This is a genomic window from Neorhizobium sp. NPDC001467, from assembly GCF_050275975.1.
Classification (GTDB): domain Bacteria; phylum Pseudomonadota; class Alphaproteobacteria; order Rhizobiales; family Rhizobiaceae; genus Neorhizobium.
This window is the reverse complement of record NZ_JBNNPS010000001.1, coordinates 58,493-78,860: the sequence shown is the minus strand read 5'-3', so window position 1 is coordinate 78,860 and position 20,368 is coordinate 58,493. Positions and strand designations below refer to the sequence as shown.

General features: G+C 61.1%; 16 protein-coding genes. 5 read left to right on the top strand and 11 right to left on the bottom strand.

All coding sequences use genetic code 11. The features are described 5' to 3' along the window. Positions 1–48: 48 nt before the first annotated feature. The 4 genes from ACQKKX_RS00370 to ACQKKX_RS00355 all read right to left on the bottom strand — a co-directional run bounded on the left by ACQKKX_RS00370 (position 49) and on the right by ACQKKX_RS00355 (position 4,540). A complete protein-coding gene (locus tag ACQKKX_RS00370; RefSeq protein ID WP_427567743.1) occupies positions 49–1,692 on the bottom strand; it encodes an ABC transporter substrate-binding protein in 1,644 nt (547 codons plus the stop codon). A gap of 88 nt (positions 1,693–1,780) precedes the next feature. Then, complete coding sequence (locus tag ACQKKX_RS00365) at positions 1,781–2,836, bottom strand: dipeptidase (RefSeq protein ID WP_427567741.1); 1,056 nt, start codon at positions 2,834–2,836, stop codon at positions 1,781–1,783. 82 nt (positions 2,837–2,918) lie between these two features. Next, entirely contained in the window at positions 2,919–3,596 is a 678-nt protein-coding gene (locus tag ACQKKX_RS00360; RefSeq protein WP_427567739.1) for a phosphoribosyltransferase, read from the bottom strand. 26 nt (positions 3,597–3,622) lie between these two features. Further along, positions 3,623–4,540, bottom strand: a complete 918-nt coding sequence (locus tag ACQKKX_RS00355; protein ID WP_427567737.1) for a LysR family transcriptional regulator — start codon at positions 4,538–4,540, stop codon at positions 3,623–3,625. Between the two features lie 99 nt (positions 4,541–4,639). Between ACQKKX_RS00355 and ACQKKX_RS00350 the strand changes: the two genes are divergently transcribed. The 3 genes from ACQKKX_RS00350 (at position 4,640) to ACQKKX_RS00340 (ending at position 8,832) form a co-directional block, all read left to right on the top strand. Then, positions 4,640–5,827, top strand: a complete 1,188-nt coding sequence (locus ACQKKX_RS00350) for an acyl-CoA dehydrogenase (protein ID WP_427567735.1) — start codon at positions 4,640–4,642, stop codon at positions 5,825–5,827. A gap of 183 nt (positions 5,828–6,010) precedes the next feature. Next, positions 6,011–7,447: an NAD-dependent succinate-semialdehyde dehydrogenase gene (locus tag ACQKKX_RS00345; protein ID WP_427567733.1), complete on the top strand. Its 1,437-nt coding sequence runs from the start codon at positions 6,011–6,013 to the stop codon at positions 7,445–7,447. A gap of 278 nt (positions 7,448–7,725) precedes the next feature. After that, positions 7,726–8,832: a DNA alkylation repair protein gene (locus ACQKKX_RS00340; protein ID WP_427567731.1), complete on the top strand. Its 1,107-nt coding sequence runs from the start codon at positions 7,726–7,728 to the stop codon at positions 8,830–8,832. Here ACQKKX_RS00340 and ACQKKX_RS00335 read toward each other — a convergent pair. From ACQKKX_RS00335 to ACQKKX_RS00305, 7 genes are all read right to left on the bottom strand, one after another. Further along, positions 8,829–9,848 (bottom strand): sulfate/molybdate ABC transporter ATP-binding protein, encoded by a 1,020-nt coding sequence (locus tag ACQKKX_RS00335; protein WP_427567729.1) that lies wholly within the window; start codon positions 9,846–9,848, stop codon positions 8,829–8,831. The genes ACQKKX_RS00340 and ACQKKX_RS00335 overlap by 4 nt on opposite strands. Beyond that, positions 9,845–10,723, bottom strand: a complete 879-nt coding sequence (gene cysW, locus ACQKKX_RS00330) for a sulfate ABC transporter permease subunit CysW (protein ID WP_427567727.1) — start codon at positions 10,721–10,723, stop codon at positions 9,845–9,847. The genes ACQKKX_RS00335 and cysW overlap by 4 nt, the downstream gene beginning before the upstream one ends. Positions 10,724–10,726: 3 nt before the next feature. Further along, positions 10,727–11,551, bottom strand: coding sequence for a sulfate ABC transporter permease subunit CysT (cysT, locus tag ACQKKX_RS00325; RefSeq protein ID WP_427567725.1), 825 nt, complete (start codon positions 11,549–11,551; stop codon positions 10,727–10,729). Between the two features lie 189 nt (positions 11,552–11,740). Beyond that, entirely contained in the window at positions 11,741–12,724 is a 984-nt protein-coding gene (cysP, locus tag ACQKKX_RS00320) for a thiosulfate ABC transporter substrate-binding protein CysP (protein WP_427567723.1), read from the bottom strand. A 164-nt stretch (positions 12,725–12,888) separates the two neighbouring features. Continuing rightward, entirely contained in the window at positions 12,889–16,068 is a 3,180-nt protein-coding gene (locus tag ACQKKX_RS00315) for an efflux RND transporter permease subunit (protein ID WP_427567721.1), read from the bottom strand. Positions 16,069–16,094: 26 nt separating this feature from the next. Further along, a complete protein-coding gene (locus tag ACQKKX_RS00310; RefSeq protein WP_427567719.1) occupies positions 16,095–17,237 on the bottom strand; it encodes an efflux RND transporter periplasmic adaptor subunit in 1,143 nt (380 codons plus the stop codon). Between the two features lie 50 nt (positions 17,238–17,287). Beyond that, positions 17,288–17,836: a TetR family transcriptional regulator gene (locus ACQKKX_RS00305; RefSeq protein WP_427569301.1), complete on the bottom strand. Its 549-nt coding sequence runs from the start codon at positions 17,834–17,836 to the stop codon at positions 17,288–17,290. A 382-nt stretch (positions 17,837–18,218) separates the two neighbouring features. On the opposite strand from ACQKKX_RS00305, the gene ACQKKX_RS00300 reads away from it, so the two are divergent. Together ACQKKX_RS00300 and ACQKKX_RS00295 are read left to right on the top strand one after the other, a co-directional pair. Next, positions 18,219–19,763: an ATP-binding protein gene (locus ACQKKX_RS00300; RefSeq protein ID WP_427567717.1), complete on the top strand. Its 1,545-nt coding sequence runs from the start codon at positions 18,219–18,221 to the stop codon at positions 19,761–19,763. A 55-nt stretch (positions 19,764–19,818) separates the two neighbouring features. Beyond that, the gene (locus ACQKKX_RS00295; protein ID WP_427567715.1) at positions 19,819–20,097 is read left to right on the top strand and encodes a BON domain-containing protein; all 279 of its coding nucleotides are present in this window, start codon (positions 19,819–19,821) and stop codon (positions 20,095–20,097) included. The last annotated feature ends 271 nt before the right edge of the window (positions 20,098–20,368 follow it).

Below are 20,368 nucleotides of genomic sequence, written 5' to 3'. Positions count from 1 at the left end.
CGAGCATGACGACGGTTGAGCAACAAGGGGCCGCAGCCTAAGCCGCAATCAGTCCTTCGAGACCGTATAGACAAAGTTCGTATCGAAACTCGGGCCAAGCTTGTAGTTCTTCAGCTTCGAGGAATAGCCCGCCACTTCCGTCTGCTGGAAGATGATCACGAACGGGCTCACCGCCGCCACCTTCTTCTGCAGGTCCTCATAGATGGCGGCGCGTTTGGCCGCGTCCTTTTCCAGAAGTGCGCCCTTGCCAGCGTCCGACAGTTCCTTCGGTACATCCCAGGCATTGCGCCAGGCCAGCGTCTTGTTCTTGCCCTCGTCGGAATTGTCCGGGTTGACGGTAAAGGTCTCGGCATTCGAGTTCGGATCGAAATAGTCCGAACCCCACTGACCGATATAGATGTCGTGCGTGCGGGCGCGGAACTTTGTCAGCGTCTGCTTGCCATCGCCGGGGATGATTTCCAGCTTGATGCCGGCCTGCGCCAGCGTCTGCTGCACGCTTTCGGCAATGCCGGTCACCGGCTGGGTGTTGCGCACATCCATGGTGACGGTGAAACCGTCCTTCAGGCCCGCCTTTTCCAGCAGTTCCTTGGCCTTGGCGACGTCGAGTTTGTAGGGCTTTTCATCGCTGGCGCCGAGCTGGCCTTTGGGCAGGAAAGTCTGGTGGATCTCGCCGATGCCCTTGATCAGCGTGGCGCCGATCGCATCGTAATCGACCAGATATTTCATCGCCTCGATCACTTCCGGCTTGGCGAGGTTCTTGTTCTTCTGGTTGAGGCTGAAATAGTAGATCGTGCCCTTCGGCGCCGATGTTGACGACAGCCCTTCCTTGCCTTCGATGGCCGTCAGGTCGTTCGGCTCGAGATTGCGGGCGACATCGATATCGCCGTTCTCCAGCGCCAGGCGCTGGCCCGAACTTTCCTTCATGTGGCGATAGATGACCCGCTTCAGCTTCGGCTTTTCACCGTAATAGTTCGGGTTGGCCTCCATGATGACGGCTTCATTGGCGCGCCATGCGAGAACCTTGAACGGGCCGGAACCGGCATAACCGGTCTTCATCCATTCATTGCCGAAATCGGTGTCGTATTTGTATTCCGCGCTCGGCGTCATGGCCTTGGCATGTTCCATCACCATCTTCTTGTCGACCACGGAGGCGACGGTGGCGGTGAGAACGTTAAGCACGAAGCTCGGCGCATAGGCCTTGTCGACCGTGAAGGTAAAGGTCGTGGCGTCGGTGGCCTTGGCCTTTTCGGTCACGTTATCGCCGGTCAGGCCGAACTGGGTGAGCAGGAAGGCCGGCGACTTGTCGAGTTTTACGGCGCGCTCGAAGGAAAACGCGACATCTTCAGCCGTCAGGGGATTGCCGGAGGCAAACTTCAGGTCGGGCTTCAGCTTGAACGTATAGGTCATGCCGTCATCGGAAATGGTCCAGCTTTCCGCCAGATCGCCGACCACCTTGGACGTGTCGGCAGGATCGAGACCGACCAGCTTGCTGTAGCTGTTGGCGGTCACTTCGGCTGTCGAAAGCTCGAACGCCTCGCCCGGATCGATGGTGATGATGTCGTCGATGGCAAAACCTTCGACCAGCGTATCGGCCGGCGTCGCGGCAAAGGCGTTTGGCGCAGCCAGCGTGATCAGCGCGAGTGCCGCGCCTGCGGAAAGAATGCGAATGCGTCTATTGAAAGAGTTCATCATGGTGGTCGTTCCCGTTGTTTTGTTGCCCGTTATTGTCGTTATTTCTGTCGTCCCGGCGGTCGTTGCCGCCTTCGTATCGCCTCGGCCTTCAGGCCTGTTCGTGCCAGGCCTCCCCCAGCACGCGCAGCCAGTTCTCCCGGCATAATTTAGCAATATCTTCAGAAGCGTAGCCCGCGTCCCCAAGGGCCGCAACCAGTTTCTGGTTGCCGGCCGCATCCTGGATATCGGCAGGAACGGTCGCACCGTCGAAGTCGGATCCGAGCGCCACGCAGTCGATCCCCATGCGCTCCACCATGTAATCGATATGGCGGATCATGTCGGACAGCGGTGTCGCGGCGTCATCGCGCCCATCCGGCCGCAGCATGGTGACGGCATAGTTGAGGCCGACAAGCCCGCGGCTTTCCCTGATCGCATCCATCTGCTTATCGGTGAGATTGCGTGCGACCTGCGTCAGCGCATGCGCGTTGGAATGGCTGGCGATCAGCGGCTGATCCGTTGTCTTCGCCACGTCCCAAAAACCCTTCTCGGTGATGTGGGCGAGATCGATCAGGATGCCGAGCCTGTTGCAAGCCTTGACCAGCTCGAAGCCGAGATCGGTCAGGCCCGGCCCGGTATCCGGCGACATCGGATAGGCAAACGGCACGCCGTGGCCAAAGATGTTGTGGCGGCTCCAGACGGGGCCGAGCGACCGCAGGCCGGCCGCATAAAACACATCCAGTTCGGCCAGATCGGCGCTCAACGCCTCGCAGCCTTCCATATGCAGCACGGCGGCAAACACGCCTTCCGCCATGGCTTTGCGGATATCGGCCGTCGAGCGGCACAGGCGCCACGCACCAGCCCGATCGAGACGCAGCGCGATCGAGGCCTTTTCCATGGCGATGTTCAGGGAAGGCAGGTAGTCGAGCGGCGCGGCCAGCGGCGTTTCGTAATGTCCGCTTTCATCGGGCTCCTTCAGCACCAGATCGCCGGATGGAATGTAGATGGCGCAGATGCCGCCGGCGAGACCCCCGGTCCTGGCGCGCGGCGCATCGATATGGCCCTCGGCTGTGCCTTTCAGAAATTCGGAGATGGGATCACCGCCCCCTTTCATGGTCCTCCACAGCCGGAGAAGCACGTCATTATGGCCGTCGAACACCAGTTCCATGAATTTTCCAGATCTCTGCTGCGATGCGAAGCGCTGATCCTATTCAGAACTCCACACACTCGGCAAGCAGGAAAAAATCATCTTATTTGGTCCAGTGCCCGTCATCCGACTTGCTGAGCAGAGGCGTTTTGAACACGCCGACAATATGGTCGCGCCATTTGGGATCGATATCGGCGATCGTGTCGCGCCAGCGTTCCGATTGCAGCATGGCGGCGCCGATCACCACAGGCTCGATGCCGATCGCCTGCATCAACGACAGGCCAGCGAGGATAGACGAACCGCTGGAAATCACATCATCGATCAGCGCGATACGGCTACCACGCAAAAGCGGCAGCATGCGCGGATCGGCGTAGAGCCGCTTGGAATATTCCGGCGTGGTGATCGACGACATCGGCACAGACAATTCCTCGTCGTACCAGAATTTTCGCGAGGTCCCGAGCGGCACGTAGCGGCCATGGCCGAGACGGCGGGCGACGGCCGCAGCCAGCGTCAGGCCCAGCGTCGGCAGGCCAACGACGATCTCCGGATCGAAAGGTCTCAGCTTGGCCGCCAGCGCATCCGCCAATGCATCCTGCACGGCAAAACTCGCCTGATTGATGATCAGCGAGGCCAGCGCGTTTTCACCGTTCGACAGATGCCGGATCGGCAGCATGATCTGCCGACCATCCTCCAGCATGGCGGGATAGAACGTATCGAACGGGCCTGCCGGATCAAACGTGTCGGCGGGATAGATCTCCTGCCAGAAATCGTGCGGCTGCATTCGGCTCTCCATGAAGCGAAAACGGGTCAGGCGAAATAGGGTTCGTCGCGATAACGGCCGATCTCTTCGACCAGCCATGCGCGGAACATGGCAACGGGGCGGGAATCGGTCTTGGCGACGGGTGCGACCGCATAATACGCGCTGGGGCTGCGCACCTGGTGCGGAAAGGCCTGAACGATCTCGCCATTGCGCAATTCGGATTCGATCAGGAACAGCGGCATCAACGCCACACCGAGCCCGGCGATGCAGGCCTGCGCCACGCTCGAAAACTGCTCGAACCGCATGCCCTGCGATGGCGCGTCACGCAGGCCCAGGCTCTGGAACCAATGGGTCCAGGCGCCCGGTCGCGATGCCATGTGCAAGAGCGGCAACGCCCCCAGATCCTCCGCGCGCGCAATCGGATGAGCCTCCATGAAGGCCGCGCTTGCGACCGGTGCCACCATTTCGTCCATCAGAAAGGTGCATTCCGCCCCGGGCCAGTCGGCCAAGCCGATATGGATCGCCATATCGATACCGTCCTTCTCGAAATCGAAGATGCCGATACGGGTGGCGAAGTTGAGCGTAATCTCCGGACGCCGCGCGACAAAGCGCGGAATGCGCGGCATGAGCCAGCGGGTGCCGAAGGTTGGCAGGATGGCGAGATTGAGCTGATCGTTATGCGTTTTGGTCATGGCCTTCAGCGAGGCCGAGCGGATCAGCGAGAGCGCATTTCCGATCGATTTGGCGTAATCCACGCCCGCCGCCGTCAGGCCGACGCCGCGGCTGGTACGCTCGAACAGCATCACGCCCAACTGGTCTTCAAGCCCGGAAATCTGGCGACTGACAGCCCCTTGTGTCAGCGACAGCTCGTCGGCGGCGCCGGAAAAACTGCCGAGCCGCGCCACCGCATCGAAGGCGGCCAGCGCACCGGTCGAAGGCAGCAATCGGCGGCTCGCGGTGATCATGGTCCATTCCTATACATCATGGCGGCTTGAGTAAACAACGCTTGCCGATCCAAGGCGCTTGGCGACAATGGGACCAGAACGATACCAGAGGCATGACCGTTGAGCACCCGCACCGCATTTTCCTGGCAAGACCCGTTTCTGCTGGACGAGCAGATCAGCGAAGACGAGCGGATGATCCGCGACACGGCTGCCGCTTTCGCGAAGTCGGAACTGCTGCCCCGCGTGGAAAAGGCCTATCTCGACGAAACCACGGACAAGGGCCTTTTCAGGCTGATGGGCCAGACCGGGCTTTTGGGCGTCACCCTGCCGGAAGAGTTCGGCGCCGCCAATGCCTCCTATGTGGCTTACGGCCTCGTGGCCCGGGAGATCGAGCGCATCGACAGTGGCTATCGCTCGATGATGAGCGTGCAGTCCTCGCTCGTCATCTACCCGATCTTTGCCTACGGCTCCGACGAGCAGAAGCAGAAATATCTCCCCGGCCTCGTCTCCGGCGATCTGATCGGCTGTTTCGGCCTGACCGAGCCGGATGCCGGTTCCGACCCCGGCGGCATGAAGACCCGCGCCGAAAAGATCGAGGGCGGTTATCGCCTGCGCGGCGCCAAGACATGGATTTCCAATGCTCCGATCGCCGACGTGTTCGTCGTTTGGGCCAAGTCGGAAGCGCACAATAACGAGATCCGCGGTTTCGTTCTGGAAAAGGGCATGAAGGGCCTGTCGGCGCCGAAAATCGGCGGGAAACTGTCGCTGCGCGCGTCCATCACCGGTGAGATCGTCATGGACGGTGTTGAAGTGGGCGAAGATGCGCTTCTGCCGAATGTGTCGGGCCTCAAAGGCCCGTTCGGCTGCCTCAACCGCGCCCGCTACGGCATTTCCTGGGGCGTGATGGGCGCCGCGGAAGACTGCTGGTTCCGCGCCCGTCAATACGGTCTCGATAGAAAGCAGTTCGGCAAGCCGTTGGCCGGCATGCAGCTTTACCAGAAGAAGCTGGCCGACATGCAGACGGAAATCGCGATTGGCCTGCAGGGTTCATTGCGCGTCGGACAATTGCTGGATGCCGAGAAGATGGCGCCGGAAATGATCTCGATCGTCAAGCGCAACAATTGCGGCAAGGCGCTCGACATTGCCCGCGCCTCCCGCGACATGCATGGCGGCAACGGCATCCAGATCGAATACCATGTCATGCGCCACGCCCAAAACCTCGAAACGGTCAACACCTATGAGGGTACGCATGACGTCCATGCGCTGATCCTCGGGCGCGCCCAGACAGGCCTTCAGGCCTTTTTCTAAGCACGAGCGCTCCGCGCGAATTGCCAGCCAGGCTCGGGCGCTCCGCCTGGCTCGGCCCATTTAGTATTACTTTTTGCCGGCACCGTTGATTGTGGCTGGCATCTATCCTACGTCAGGACCGCTATTGCCTGCGCCGGCGCCCGCCGGCCCCGCTCCATGCTTCCGAAAAAGAAAGTGGACACCATGACTACCTATCCCGACGTCAAGCTTTTCATTGCCGGCGAATGGCGCGATGCCATCGCGGGTGAGACCATCGACGTGACCGACCCGGCGACCGACGACGTGATCGGCAAGATCGCGCATGCTCGGCATGCGGATCTCGATCTGGCGCTGGAAGCGGCCGACAAGGGATTTAAGATCTGGCGTGAAACCTCGGCTTTCGAACGCTCTAAAATGATGCGCAAGGCGGCCGACAACCTGCGTGAACGCGCAGACGCGATCGCCTACATGATGACCCGCGAACAGGGCAAGCCGCTTGCTCAGTCCAAGATGGAAATCATGGGCGCCGCCGATACGATCGACTGGTTCGCCGAAGAAGCCCGCCGCACCTATGGCCAGATCATCCCGGCGCGCTTCGCCGGTGTTTCGCAGATGGCGATCAAGCTGCCGGTCGGCCCGGTTGCCGCCTTCACGCCGTGGAATTTCCCGATCAACCAGATCGTCCGCAAGCTTTCGGCAGCACTTGCCGCCGGCTGCTCGATCATCGTCAAGGCACCGGAAGAAACGCCGGCTTCGCCCGCCGAACTGATCCGCGCCTTTGCCGATGCCGGCGTTCCGGCCGGCGTCATTGGTCTGGTTTACGGCGTGCCGGCCGAAGTGTCGGAATATCTCATTCCGCATCCGGTCATCCGCAAGATTTCCTTCACCGGCTCGACGCCGATCGGAAAGCATCTCGCCTCGCTTGCCGGCAAGCACATGAAGCGCGCCACGATGGAACTGGGCGGCCACGCCCCGGTGATGATCTTCGACGATGCCGATCTCGACAAGGCGATCGAGATCACCGCCATGTCGAAATTCCGCAATGCCGGCCAGGTCTGCGTCGCGCCGACCCGCTTCCTTATCCAGGATGGCGTCGCCGACAGGTTCCTCGAAGGTTTCGTGAAGGCTGCCGAAGCCATCAAGGTCGGCAACGGTCTGGAGGCCGACACGGTCATGGGGCCGCTTGCCAACGAGCGCCGCATCCCGGCCATGGAAGAACTGATCCAGGACGCCGTCGCCAACGGCGCGGAACTGAAGACCGGCGGCAAGCGCATCGGCAACAAGGGCAATTTCTTCGAGCCGACCGTTCTTGCCAACGTGCCGACTTCAGCAAAGATCATGAACGACGAGCCGTTCGGCCCCGTCGCCATCGTCAACCGGTTCTCGACTTTCGAGGATGCGATCGAAGAAGCCAACCGCCTGCCTTTCGGCCTCGCCTCCTATGCCTTTACCGGCTCGGTCAAGACGGCACACGAACTCGGCCGTCAGGTGGAAGCCGGCATGCTGACCATCAACCACAATGGCCTTGCTTTGCCGGAAGTACCCTTCGGCGGCATCAAGGATTCGGGCTATGGCACGGAAGGCGGTTCGGAAGCGGTTCAGGCCTATCTTGAGACAAAATATGTCAGCCAGATGAGCTGATCACCAGCTTCATTGGAATGGCGGAACGGCCGGAGTGAAAACTCCGGCCGTTTCGTTTCTGGGACTGTGTGTCCGGGCGGAGTGGAATATGAAAAACAAAGATTGAACATTTTTGAGATAGAGACTGCGCGCCTGCCTCACTCTCGACGTCACCCTTGGGCCTGTCCCGAGGGTCTGCTGAGCGCCATTGTCTGGCGTGGTTAGATCCTAGGGACAAGCCCTAGGATGACGTAGGAGAGGCTAGCACCAACACCTCAAAAGGAGCGCCCGGAAACGTCATGACCAAAACCGCGCCCGATGCAGCTCCCCTTCTCAAGGAAATTTTCAACCGCGCCCGCCTCGAGCATTTTGCCAACGAGACCACCGCGATCCATCCGGGTTTCGACGGCGAACGGTTTCTGACACTGGCATCGGACGGTTTGGACAACCTCAGCATCATGCAACGTCTGAGGCAGATCGCGGTCTCCTTTCACGCCACCCTGCCCGGTCCCTATGAGAAAAACATCGAGATCATCTGGGCGCTGGCACCGCGCATCAACCACGGTTTTGCCTCCATCACGCTGCCCGAATATGTGGCGCTTTACGGCCACGATGATTTCGACCTTTCCATGCGGGCGCTGGCTTATTTTACCCGCTTCGGCTCATCGGAATTCGCCATCCGCCATTTTCTGCAAAAGGATCAGGCCCGCACACTCGAGGTCATGGAAACATGGTCCAGAGACGACAACGAACATGTGCGCCGTCTCGCCTCGGAAGGTTGCCGCCCGCGCCTGCCATGGTCGTTTCAGCTGAAACCGCTGATCGCCGATCCCTCGCCCGTTGCAAAAATCCTCGAAAACCTGCGCAGCGACCCGGCGCATTACGTGCGCAAATCCGTCGCCAACCATCTGAACGATATCACCAAGGATCACCCGGACTGGGTGCTGCAAAAGATTGCCGGTTGGGATCAGACAAATGCCCATAGCGCCTGGATCATCCGGCAGGCCTTGCGCACGCTGATCAAGAAGGGCGACGCGCGGGCGCTGCATGTGCTGGGCGCCGGACACAAGGCAGAGGTGAAGGTGAACAACTTTTCGGTGACGCCGTCAGAACTTAAACTTGGCGGCGCGGTAAAAATTGCCGCGCAATTGATCTCGACCGCCACGTCGCCGCAAAAGCTCGTGGTCGATTACGCCGTGCATTACGTGAAAAAAGCAGGTGGCACCTCGAATAAGGTGTTCAAATGGAAAGAGATCACGCTGGATGCCGGCGTCGATCTAGAGCTTTCCATCAGCCGTGCCATCCGCGATTTCACCACGCGTGTGCATTATCCCGGCCGGCACGCAGTGGAACTGATCGTCAATGGCGAGGTGCTGGCGGAAGGCGCGTTCGAGATCCTCGCCTAGACGGCAAACACCTTCGCCCTTCTCAGCGTCACGAACCCCGCCTCCCCGGCCTTCACCACCCGCTCCGGCTCCACATCGAATTCCAGCGCCTCGCCCGCCGCCGTCGTTGCCAGCACACGGCGACCATCGGCACGGTCGAGCACGCGCGAAATCGTCGCGGCAATGCCCGGTCCGGCGTGAGACCAGTCGAGATCGGTCGGGCGCGCGTAAATCTCGCCCTTGCCATCCGCCACGTCTGCGGCCTCCACGGAGACATTCCCGGCATAAGCCCGCCCATCGCGCACGTCTGCCGCGATAACATTGGCATCGCCCAAAAATTTCATCACGAAGGCGGATTGCGGATCGCGGCACACTTCCTGCGGCGTGCCCTGCTGCACGATCTGGCCGTCCTTCAGGATCACCACCCGGTCGGCAAGGTCGAGCGCTTCTTCCTGGTCATGGGTGACAAAAAGCGTGGTGATGCCGAGTTCCGAATGGATTTCGCGCAGCCAGCGACGCAAGTCACGCCGCACATTGGCATCGAGCGCGCCAAAAGGTTCGTCGAGAAGCAGCACCTTGGGATCGACGGCAAGGGCACGGGCAAGCGCCACGCGCTGCCGCTGACCGCCGGAGATCTGGGCCGGAAAACGATCGCCAAGCCCTTCGAGGCGCACCAGCCGCAGCAGATCGGTGACGCGGGCGGCGATGGCTGCCTTGTCGCGCTTCACCTTCGACACCTTCATGCCAAAGGCGATGTTGTCCGCCACGGTCATATGCGGAAACAGCGCGTAATGCTGAAACACGAAACCGACGCCGCGATCGCGCACCGGAATGTCGGTCGCATCCTGATCGCCGAAATGGATGTGGCCGCCATCGGCATATTCGAGTCCCGCCACCATGCGCAGGATCGTGGTCTTTCCCGAGCCGGAGGGACCGAGCAGCGCCACCAGTTCGCCACTTTCGATATCGAGCGACACGTCTTTTACGGCGCGGAAGGTCTCGAAGGTTTTGACGACGTTTTCGAGGCGGATCTTCATGCGGTTTTCTCTGACCTGTTGACGGTTTTGCGGACGCGGCCCGCACCCTGGCGCTCGAGCAAAACCTTGGCGATGATGGTGAAGACGGCAAGCAATGCCAGGATGGAGGCAGACGCAAACGCGCCCGCCGCCTGATAATCGTGATAGAGCAGTTCGATATGCAAAGGCAGCGTATTGGTCTGGCCGCGGATATTGCCGGAAACGACCGACACCGCGCCAAATTCGCCCATCACGCGCGCATTGCAGAGAATGACGCCGTAAAGCAGCGCCCATTTTACATTGGGTAGCGTCACCGACAGGAAGGTTCGGAAACCGGAAGCGCCGAGCGAGGTTGCTGCCTCTTCCAGATCACGCCCCTGCGCCTGCATGAGCGGGATCAGTTCGCGCGCCACAAAGGGGGCTGTCACAAACATCGAGGCGATGATGATGCCGGGAATGGCAAACAGGATTTTGATGTCCCAGGCATCCAGCAGCGGTCCAAACAGGCCCTGCAGGCCGTAGACGAACAGATAGGCGACACCGGCCACGATTGGCGATACGGAAAACGGGATTTCGATCAGAACCAGCAGAAACCGCTTGCCCCAGAAATCGAATTTGGTGATGGCCCATGCCGCCGCGATGCCGAAGGCGGTGTTGACCGGCACCGCGATCAGCGCCGCGAGCACGGTCAACCCGATCGCATGCAGCGTATCGGGATGGATGATTGTGTCGCGATAGGTGGCCCAGCCTTTCGAAAATGCCTCGACGCCGATGATGATCAGCGGCGCGACGATGACGAAAGCGACGAGAACGAGCACAATGCCGATCAGCATGCGGCGGAAGATGGGGTTGTCGCCGACACGCGGCGGCTTTTTGTGTGAGGGGAGAGAACTCATGACTTATCCCTTCACCGTGTAACGCAGTGCCCGCGCCTGCAGCCAGTTGGTCACGGCCAGCATGAAAAAGGCGGTGAGCAGCAGCACCGAGGCAATCGCGGCAGCGGCCTGATAGTCATATTCCTCCAGCCGGATGAAAATCAGAAGCGCCGTGATTTCCGTCGACATCGGCTGGTTACCGGCGATGAAGATGATCGCGCCGAATTCGCCAAGCGAGCGGGCGAAGGACAGCGATACGCCGGCCAGAAGCGCCGGTGTCAGCAGCGGCAGGATGACCTTGCGAAAGATCGTCCAGTCGGAACCGCCGAGCGATTGCGCCGCCTCTTCCAGCGCCGGGTCGAGATCTTCGAGAACCGGCTGCACCGTGCGCACGATAAAGGGCAGCGAGGTGAAACACATGGCGATCATGATGCCGAGTGGCGTATAGGCCACCCTGATGCCGGCGCTTTCCAGCACCGAACCGAACCAGCCATTATTGGCAAACAGGGCGGTGAGCGCGATGCCGGCCACTGCCGTCGGCAGCGCGAACGGCAGGTCGACCATGGCATCTACGATGCGCCGGCCGGGAAAGCGGTAGCGGGTGATGACCCAGGCGAGCGCCAGTCCGAAGAACAGGTTGAACAGCGTCGCCCCAAGCGCCGACAGCACGGTGACGCGGTAGCTCGCGACGGCGCGCGATGACGATATGATCTGCCAGTAATCGGCAGGCCCCAGGCTCGCGGCCTTGAACACGAGCGCTGCCAGCGGCAGCACCACGATCAGGCCGACATAAAACAGGGTCACGCCCAGCGATAGCGGCAGGCCGGGCAGGACATTACGGCGTCTCACGCAGTCGGTTCCTTGATTGGCAAAATCCGGCGGATGGAAATCCGCCGGTGAAAGAATGACAGGGCCGCCGCACTCTCCTCGTCATCCTCGGCCCTGTGCCGAGGATCTGCTATGCCCTCAATTTGGCGTTGGCAGATGCTCGGGACGAGCCCGAGCATGACGAAAGATTGGGCGTCTGCTCGGAAAAAGTTACCGGCTGCCGTAAAGCTTGTCGAGCGTGCCGCCGGAGGCAAAATGTTCCGACTGGATTTTCGACCAGCCGCCAAACACGTCATCGACATTGACGAGACGGATTTCAGGGAACTGGTCCTTGAACTCACCGGCGACCTTTTCATTGTGGACACGGTGACCGAACTCGGCGGCAACACGCTGGCCCTCTTCCGTATAGAGGAAATCGAGATAGGTCTTTGCCAGCGCTTCCGTGCCATGCTTCTTGGCAACCTTGTCGACCACGGCCACTGGGAATTCCGCGAGCAGGCTGACGGACGGGATGACGCTCAGGACCTTGTCCTTGCCATACTGCTTTTCGATGCCGCGGGTTTCGGCTTCAAAGGTGATCAGCACATCGCCCTGACCGCGCTCGACAAATGTCGTGGTGGCAGCGCGGCCGCCGGTGTCGAACACCGGAACATTGTCAAAGATCTTGGTGATGTAGGCGTCGATCTTTTCCGCATCGTCCTTGAACTCTTCCTTCGCCCAGGCATAGGCCGCAAGATAGGTGTAACGCGCATTGCCCGACGTCTTCGGGTTGGGGAAGACGGCGTGAACATCGTCACGGCCGAGGTCCGCCCAACCCTTGATGTTCTTCGGGTTGCCGGCGCGCACCAGGAAAGCCGGGAAGGAGTAGAAGGGCGAAGCGCTGTTCGGAAACGCCTTCTGCCAGTCTTTCGAAACAAAACCCTGCTTCACCAGAAACTCGACATCGGTCACCTGGTTGAAGGTTACCACATCGGCTTCCAGACCTTCGACGATCGAGCGCGCCTGCTTGGAGGTGCCGGCATGCGACTGGTCGATGGTGACCCCCGGATGCGTCTTCACGAAGGCCTCGTTCTCGGCCACGAAAAGCTCGCGGGCGATATCGTAGGAGGCGTTAAGGAGTTTCTGCTCCTGCGCGAAGGCCGGCTGCACGAAAAGAGCGGCGATTGCAGTGCCGAGGATCAGGAGGCGGTTCATCAAAAGTCTCCGGTGGGATTTGCTGGTGCGCAAACATAGGCGGCGACAAGGGAGCGCGCGAGAAACGCACCACTCCCGCAATTCACACAGAGAGAATTTTCGACCAACGCAAAGGCCGTTTGGCGAGGCCTGTTCCAACGTTGCGAAACAGGCCCCGAATTGCGTTATTCCGCCGCCATCGGCAGGTCGAGCTGCTGCGGCTCGTTCTGCTGATCGGACGACTTTTCCGTCTCCTTCGGCTCACGGCCGAAGAACAGCGCGTAACCGGCCGGCAGCACGAAGATGGTCAGCACGGTGGCGACCAGAATGCCGCCCATCATCGCATAGGCGAGCGGCCCCCAGAACAGACCCCAGGAGATCGGGATCAGCGCCAGAACGGCGGTCATCGCCGTCAGCATGATCGGACGGAAACGCCGCACGGCAGCGCCGACGATCGCTTCCGCCTTGTGCATGCCCGCCGCAATATCCTGGTCGATCTGGTCGATCAGGATGATCGAGTTGCGGATGATGATGCCGAGCAGTGCGATGACGCCGAGGATGGCGACGAAACCGAAAGGCGCGCCACTGATCAGCAAGGCCGCAGCAGCGCCGATAATGCCGAGCGGACCGGTGGCCAGAACCAGCATGGATTTTCCAAAATGCTGGAGCTGGACCATCAGCAGCGCCACGATGACCAGCAGCATCACCGGCACCTTGGCGGCAATCGACTGCTGGCTTTCGGCCGCATCCTCGGCACCACCCTGAATTTCCAGCCGGTAGCCGGCCGGCAATTGCGCGCGGATATCGCCAAGCTGGTTGTAGAGCTTTACCGAAAGATCGGTCGGCTCGACACTGTCGGGAACGGTCGCCTTGATGGTGATGGTCGGCAGGCGGTCACGGCGCCATTCGATGCCGTTTTCCAGAACCGGCTCGACGCGGGCGATCTGCGACACCGGCACGAAGGCGCCGCTGTCGGTCGGGATATAGACGCTTTCCACCGCCGACAGAAGCTTGCGCGTCTCCGCCGGTTCGCGGGCAACGATCGATACCGTTTCCTCGCCATCGCGGAAATCCCCGAGCGGCGCACCGGTGGTTGCTGCATAGAGCATCTGGCGCACACGCTGCGACGAGACGCCGAGCGCGCGGGCACGGTCCTGATCGATGACAAGTTTCATCGAAGGCACCTTTTCCAGCCAGTCGTCATGGACGGCGCCGAGAACCGGGTTCTGATGGAACCGCGCCTTCACCTGATCGGCAATGCGGCGAACCTCGTCGCGATCCGGGCCCTGCACACGCATCTGCACCGCCCAACCGACCGGAGGACCAAGGAAGAGGCGATCCACCTTGCCACGCACGGTCGGGAAATCATCGGCCAGCGTCTTGCGCAGTTTCACGATCAGGCGCTCGCGGGTCTCCACGTCCTTCGCCATGACCAGCAATTGCGCATAGTTTGGGTTGCGAAGCTGCTGATCGAGCGGCAGGAAGAAGCGCGGTGCGCCCTCACCGATATAGGTAGCGACAAAGGTCTTGTCGGGATCGGGCAAAATGCGCGCTTCCAGCGCCTTCGCCTGCCGTTCGGTTTCCTCGATCGACGTGCCTTCCGGCAACCACATGTCGACGAGGATTTCCGGCCGAGACGATTGCGGAAAGAAGCTTTGCGGGATGAACTGGAAGGACCACAGGCTGCCAGCAAATACGCCGAGCGTCAAAAGCAGCACGATGACGCGGTGCCTGACCGCCCAGCCCACCGAGTGCTTGAGGCCGCGGTAGAAACGTGTGTCATAGGCGTCATGGTGCGTGCCGGCATGGGCACGCTGTTTCAGCAGCATATAGCCGATCCACGGCGTGAAATAGACGGCGACGAACCACGACACGACCAGCGCGATGCCGACGACATAGAACAGCGAGCGGACATATTCGCCGGCGGTGGAATTGGCGAAACCGACCGGAATGAAACCGGCGACGGTGATCAGCGTGCCCGTCAGCATCGGAAATGCGGTGGAGGAGTAGGCGAAGGTGGCGGCTTCCAGCTTGGGCAGCCCCTCCTCCAGCTTGCGCTCCATCATCTCGACGACGATCATCGCATCATCCACCAGAAGGCCCAGTGCGATGATCAGTGCACCGAGCGAAATGCGCTGCAGCTCGATGCCAAGCGTATACATGATGGCAAGCGTTGCCGCGAGAACCAAGGGAATGGCGATGGCGATGATGATGCCGGAACGCCAGCCGATCGAGATCAGCGACACGGCGAGCACGATGACCAGCGCTTCCATCAGCGCCTGTGTGAACTCGCCGACGGCTTCCGTCACCACTTCCGGCTGATTGGAGACCTGATCCACGGAGACGCCGAGCGGCAGTGCGGCGGTGAAGCGGTGATAGGTTTCCTCGACCGACGTGCCGACATCCGTCACCTTGAAGCCGGGCGCCATCACCACGCCGACCTGCACGCCGTCGTGACCGTTGAAGCGGTATTTGCGATCATAGGGTTCGACGAGGCCTGAGGAGACGGTGGCGATATCGCCGAGACGGATGACTTGCGATCCGGTGCGCAGGCGCAGCTCGCGCACGTCTTCGGGTGTCGTGACGCCCCCCTCCACCGCGATCCGGACGGAACGACTGGAGGTCTGGATGTTCCCGGCGGGATCGACGGTGTTTTGGCCCGCAAGGGCGCTCTGGAGGTCGTTGAAGGTAAGATTGTGCTCGGCCAGAACCTTGGACGAGACGTCGATATAGATCTTTTCGGCCTGATCGCCGAGGATGACGGCCTTCTCGACGCCGGGCGTGGCCAGCAGCATGTCGCGCGCCTGAATGGCGTAGCGCTTCAGTTCGGGATAGCTGTAGCCTTCGCCGCTGATTGCATGCAGCGTGATATAGGTGTCGCCGAATTCGTCGTTGAAATAGGGGCCCAACAGCCCGTCCGGGAGATCGGTAATGTCACTGACCTTCTTGCGCACCTGATAGAAGGCATCGGCGACATCGCGGGCATTGGTATCACCCTTGATCTGCAGAGTGATGATAGAGGTTCCGGCGCGCGAATAGGACTTTACCCAGTCGAGATGCGGCGTCTCCTGCAGCTTGCGCTCGATCTTGTTGGCGACCTGATCCTGCATTTCCTCCAGCGAGGCACCCGGCCACACGGCCTGCACGACCATGACGCGGAAGGTGAAATCCGGATCTTCCTTCTGGCCCATGTTCATGATGCCGAGCGCACCGATGATGATGATCAGGCCGAACAGGAACCGGCCGATGCTCGGATGGGCGATCGCCCAGCGCGACAGGTTGAAGGGTTGATTTTCCGGCGCCCGTCCAGTGCCAGAAACGGGGCCGGTGTTGGAACCGGAAGGTGTGTGATCGGAGGACGACATGATCTCTAATCCTTTTCCCGAACCGGTTACGAACGGTCAGCGCCTTGAGGCGCGGCCTGGGTGCTGTCTTGCGCTTCTGCGGTTGCCGCGCCCGGCACCTTCACCTTCATGTCTTCCGCCATGAACTGCGTGCCGGCGGCAACGACCGTTTCGCCGGGTTTGACGCCCTCGGCAATGCGCACGCCGTCATCGGCAAAACCGGAAACGGTCACGACGCGCGAATGCACGGTGCCCTTTGCCTTGTCGACGATCCAGACGATCTTTTTGCCGTCCTTTTCCGTGACAGCGGCCAGTGGCACGGAAAAGGCCGCAACCTCACCATCGGTACGGGCCGTGACCATGCCGGTCATGCCGAGACGAAGCTTTTCGTCGTCGGGCAGGCTGACACGGACCGCAAAGGTGCGCGACTGGGTATTGGCGCTGCCGGAAACCTCGCGCACCGTGCCGTCCAGCGTCAGGTTGCGGTAGGACCAGAAGCTTGCCTTCACGGCCTTGCCCGGACGGAACTGGGCAATATCGTTTTCGGGTACCGCGATCTCGATTTCCTTCTCGCCGTCGACAGCGACGGAAATCACCGGCGCACCGGCGGAGACCACCTGCCCGGCCTCGGCGCTGACGCCGGTGACGATGCCAGTAACATCGGATTTCAGTTCCGCGTAAGCGACCTGGTTGCGCGCCTGTTCGAGCGCGGAGAGGGCGGACTGGCGGGCTGACAGCGCCTGATCGGCAGACAGCACGCTCTGTTCCAGTTCGGCCTGCGGGGCGATATTCTTCGAGGCCAGATTTTCGGCACGACGGCGGGCCAGTGCGGAAATCTCCACCTGTTTGTCCGCGGATGCCAGATCGGCCTCGGCACGGCGAACGGCAAGCTCAAGATCGACCGCATCGAGACGGGCAAGAACCGTACCGGGCTTCACGCGCTCACCGACATCGACCAGCCTTTCGGTGATCTTTCCGGCCACGCGAAAGCCGAGATCCATCTGCTTTCTGGCACGCACGGCACCGGAATAGACAAGGGAGCGGCCCTCATCGGCAGCCGCGATCTCGGCCACCTTGACGGGCCGCAGAACCTCGACGGCCTGCGGCTTCTTTTGCTCCGAACAACCGCTGAAAACCGCAATTGTGGTTGCCAGGGCAAGACCGATGGGCAATTTCAAAAACGATGACATGACCGCACTCCCCATGCGACGGAAAAATCGGCACGCGCTCCCGCTCAGGGTCAGCGCAACGCCCTGATAGCGAATTCAACAACATCTTCCGGCGTCGCCTTGCGACCTTTCGCAAGACAGTCCGCAATGATCTGAGGGTGACACAGCGCCACCGTCGCCTGCATGAAACAGTCCGAGGCGACATCGACATCCTGCGGGCGAAATTCGCCCGCCTCTATGCCCTGCGCGATCACGCCGGCGACCAGAACCCGGACGCGTTCGATATGGTCTTCGATCACCGGCCACTGCTGGGCAATGGCGATCACCACCATTTCGTGTACCTTGTTCTCATGCAGCATGGTCTCGAGCGTCATGCGGTGCTGGCCGAGCGCGTAACGGCGAAGCCGGTCATGCGCAGTTTCGCCGCCCTGCACATCCGCAACGGCCTGCGCATAGGTTTCGCCCAGCATGCGGCGGGCGAGCGCCTGGTGGATTTCCGCCTTCGAGGCGAAGAACCGATAGATATTGGCCGGCGACATCCCGAGTTCCTTGGCGATATCGGCGACATTGGTCTTGGTATAGCCGTAGTGCTTGAACAGCGCGGCAGCGGCATCGAGGATGCGCTCGGTATTCTCCGCTCTGACGTCGACCTGACCGGCAACCGCGGTGCCGGGAACCGCGTGGACGCCCGGGTCGGTCCGCGTGCCTGCAGCAGCCCGGGCGACCGTGGCCGAATGGCCGTCCGCACCCGTCCCTGCGCCCGCGTCATTCCGACCCACTTCATCGGCACCGACCGGAGTAAGGGCGTCGGCCTGACTAAGGTGGTGGCTTTCACGCATGATCGCTCCATAACGACTGACGAATTTCAATTTTCGTCAGTCGTAAGCTCATCACAGCCAGCTGTCAACGGCCCGGCAACCTTTCCGGGAAGATTATCGGATTTGGAACCAATTTCTGTTTAAGGTCGTTGCGCGGATTATCTGCGGGAGCGACGGGACGACCATGGATGTGGCAAAGGGCCATTCGGTGATGCTCACCAACGAGGGGCTGTACCAGACCCTTCTTGATTCTATCACTGATTACGCCATCTACATGCTGGATGCGGATGGCCACGTCTCCACGTGGAATTCCGGGGCCGAGCGCATCAAGGGTTACCGCGCCGACGAGATCGTTGGTCGGCATTTCTCGCTCTTCTACACCGAGGACGATCGCCTGCGCGGCGAACCGCAACGCGCCCTTTCAATTGCCCGGCGCGACGGGCGGTTTGAAAAGGAAAACTGGCGCATTCGCAGCAATGGTAGCCGCTTCTGGGCCCATGTGGTCATCGACGCCATTCATGACGACAGCGGCAATGTCGTCGGCTTTGCCAAGATTACCCGCGACAACAGCGAGCGCATGGAAGCGCAGACGGCGCTGGCCAAGGCGCGCGAGGAACTGTTCCAGGCGCAGAAGATGGAGGCGATCGGCCAGCTGACCGGCGGCGTCGCGCATGATTTCAACAATCTCCTGATGGCGATCAGGGGCAGTCTGGAAATGCTGCGCAAGCGCTTGCCGGATGACCCGACTCTGTTTCCGCTGATCGACAATGCAATCCGTGGTGCCGAACGCGGCGCAGCGCTGACCCAGCGCATGCTGGCCTTCTCGCGCCGGCAGGAACTGAACGTCGTGCCCGTTGACGTGCCAAAACTGGTGCATGGCATGCGGGATTTCCTCAAAAGTTCGCTCAGCCAGACACTGTCGATCGAAACCGCATTTGCCGGTGACCTGCCGCCTGCCCGCACCGATCCGAACCAGCTAGAAACGGCTCTCTTGAACCTCATCGTCAATGCCCGCGATGCCATGCCGAATGGTGGCACGATCAGCATTTCCGCAGCCCCACAGGACGCGGCGGCGCAAGAAAGCCGGTTGAAGCCGGGGCGATACCTGTGCATCCGCGTGACCGACGACGGTGAAGGCATGGATGCGGAAACGCTTGCCCATGCGACCACGCCCTTCTTCACCACCAAGGGCGTCGGCCGCGGCACCGGCCTTGGCCTTTCCATGGTACAGGGCCTGATCGAGCAGTCCGGCGGCGCGCTCAATATCGAAAGCAGTCCGGGAAAGGGAACGACGATCTTTCTGTGGCTGCCGGTGGCGACCGAAGGCCAGGCCAGCGCCGAACCTGAAGCGCCGACAATTGTGCCGGAGGAACCGACCCGGCCGCTCACCATTCTTGCAGTCGACGACGATCCGCTGGTCCTGATGAACACCACGCTGATGCTGGAGGATCTCGGCCACACTGTGATCGAGGCCTACAGCGCCGCCGACGCGCTGTCGGTGATCGGCCGCGGCGAAGCCTTGGATCTCGTCATCACCGATCATTCCATGCCGCAGATGACCGGGTCCGAACTGGCCCGCGAGATTTCCCGGCAGCATCCCGACCTGCCGGTGATCCTCGCCACCGGCTATGCCGAACTGCCGGCCGGCAGCGATCAGCATCTTCCCCGGCTGGCAAAACCGTTCACGCAGGCACAGCTCAAAGAGATCGTCGGCACGGTCCTGCATTGAACCAATCCGCCGGTCCTCGCGTTATGCTGGCAGCATAAAGCCAAGGAGAACGGTCATGGTGTTCAAACCGCCGATGTTCAACGATCAGGAACCGACGATCGAGGTCGAGAATCCGCCCGCCGCCGAGCTGGAAACGCGCGTCGCAGATGCGCTTGCCACCAATTTCGGGGTTGACGCCAGCGATGTCAAAGTCGTGGCCAGCGGCTCCGACATCACGCTGACGGGAACGGTTCTCGACGCCAAGGAGATCGAGCGCGCAACCGAGGTGGCAGCTTCCGTCGAGGGCGTCAGCCACGTGCGCAACATGATCCGCAGCGGCGGCTTCCTGCACTGATAAGTGCATGTCGAAACTACGGCGTCGCCCTCCTCGCGGCGGCGCCCCATTTGCGCGCGCAGTGATCAGGAAGCGACTAATTCAGCTTGTAAGCGTTATGGAACCTCGGCGTTCCAAGACCAGCGGCACATCTTTTCACGACGCTGGCCGTGAGGTTTGACGGTTCATCTGCCGCGTAAGGGCCAAGCATGGTCCAGCCCCCGTCCCAAAGTCCCGACTATCGACGTCGTCGGCATCTTCTTGCCATTTCGCCAGCCGCATTGGGGACGAA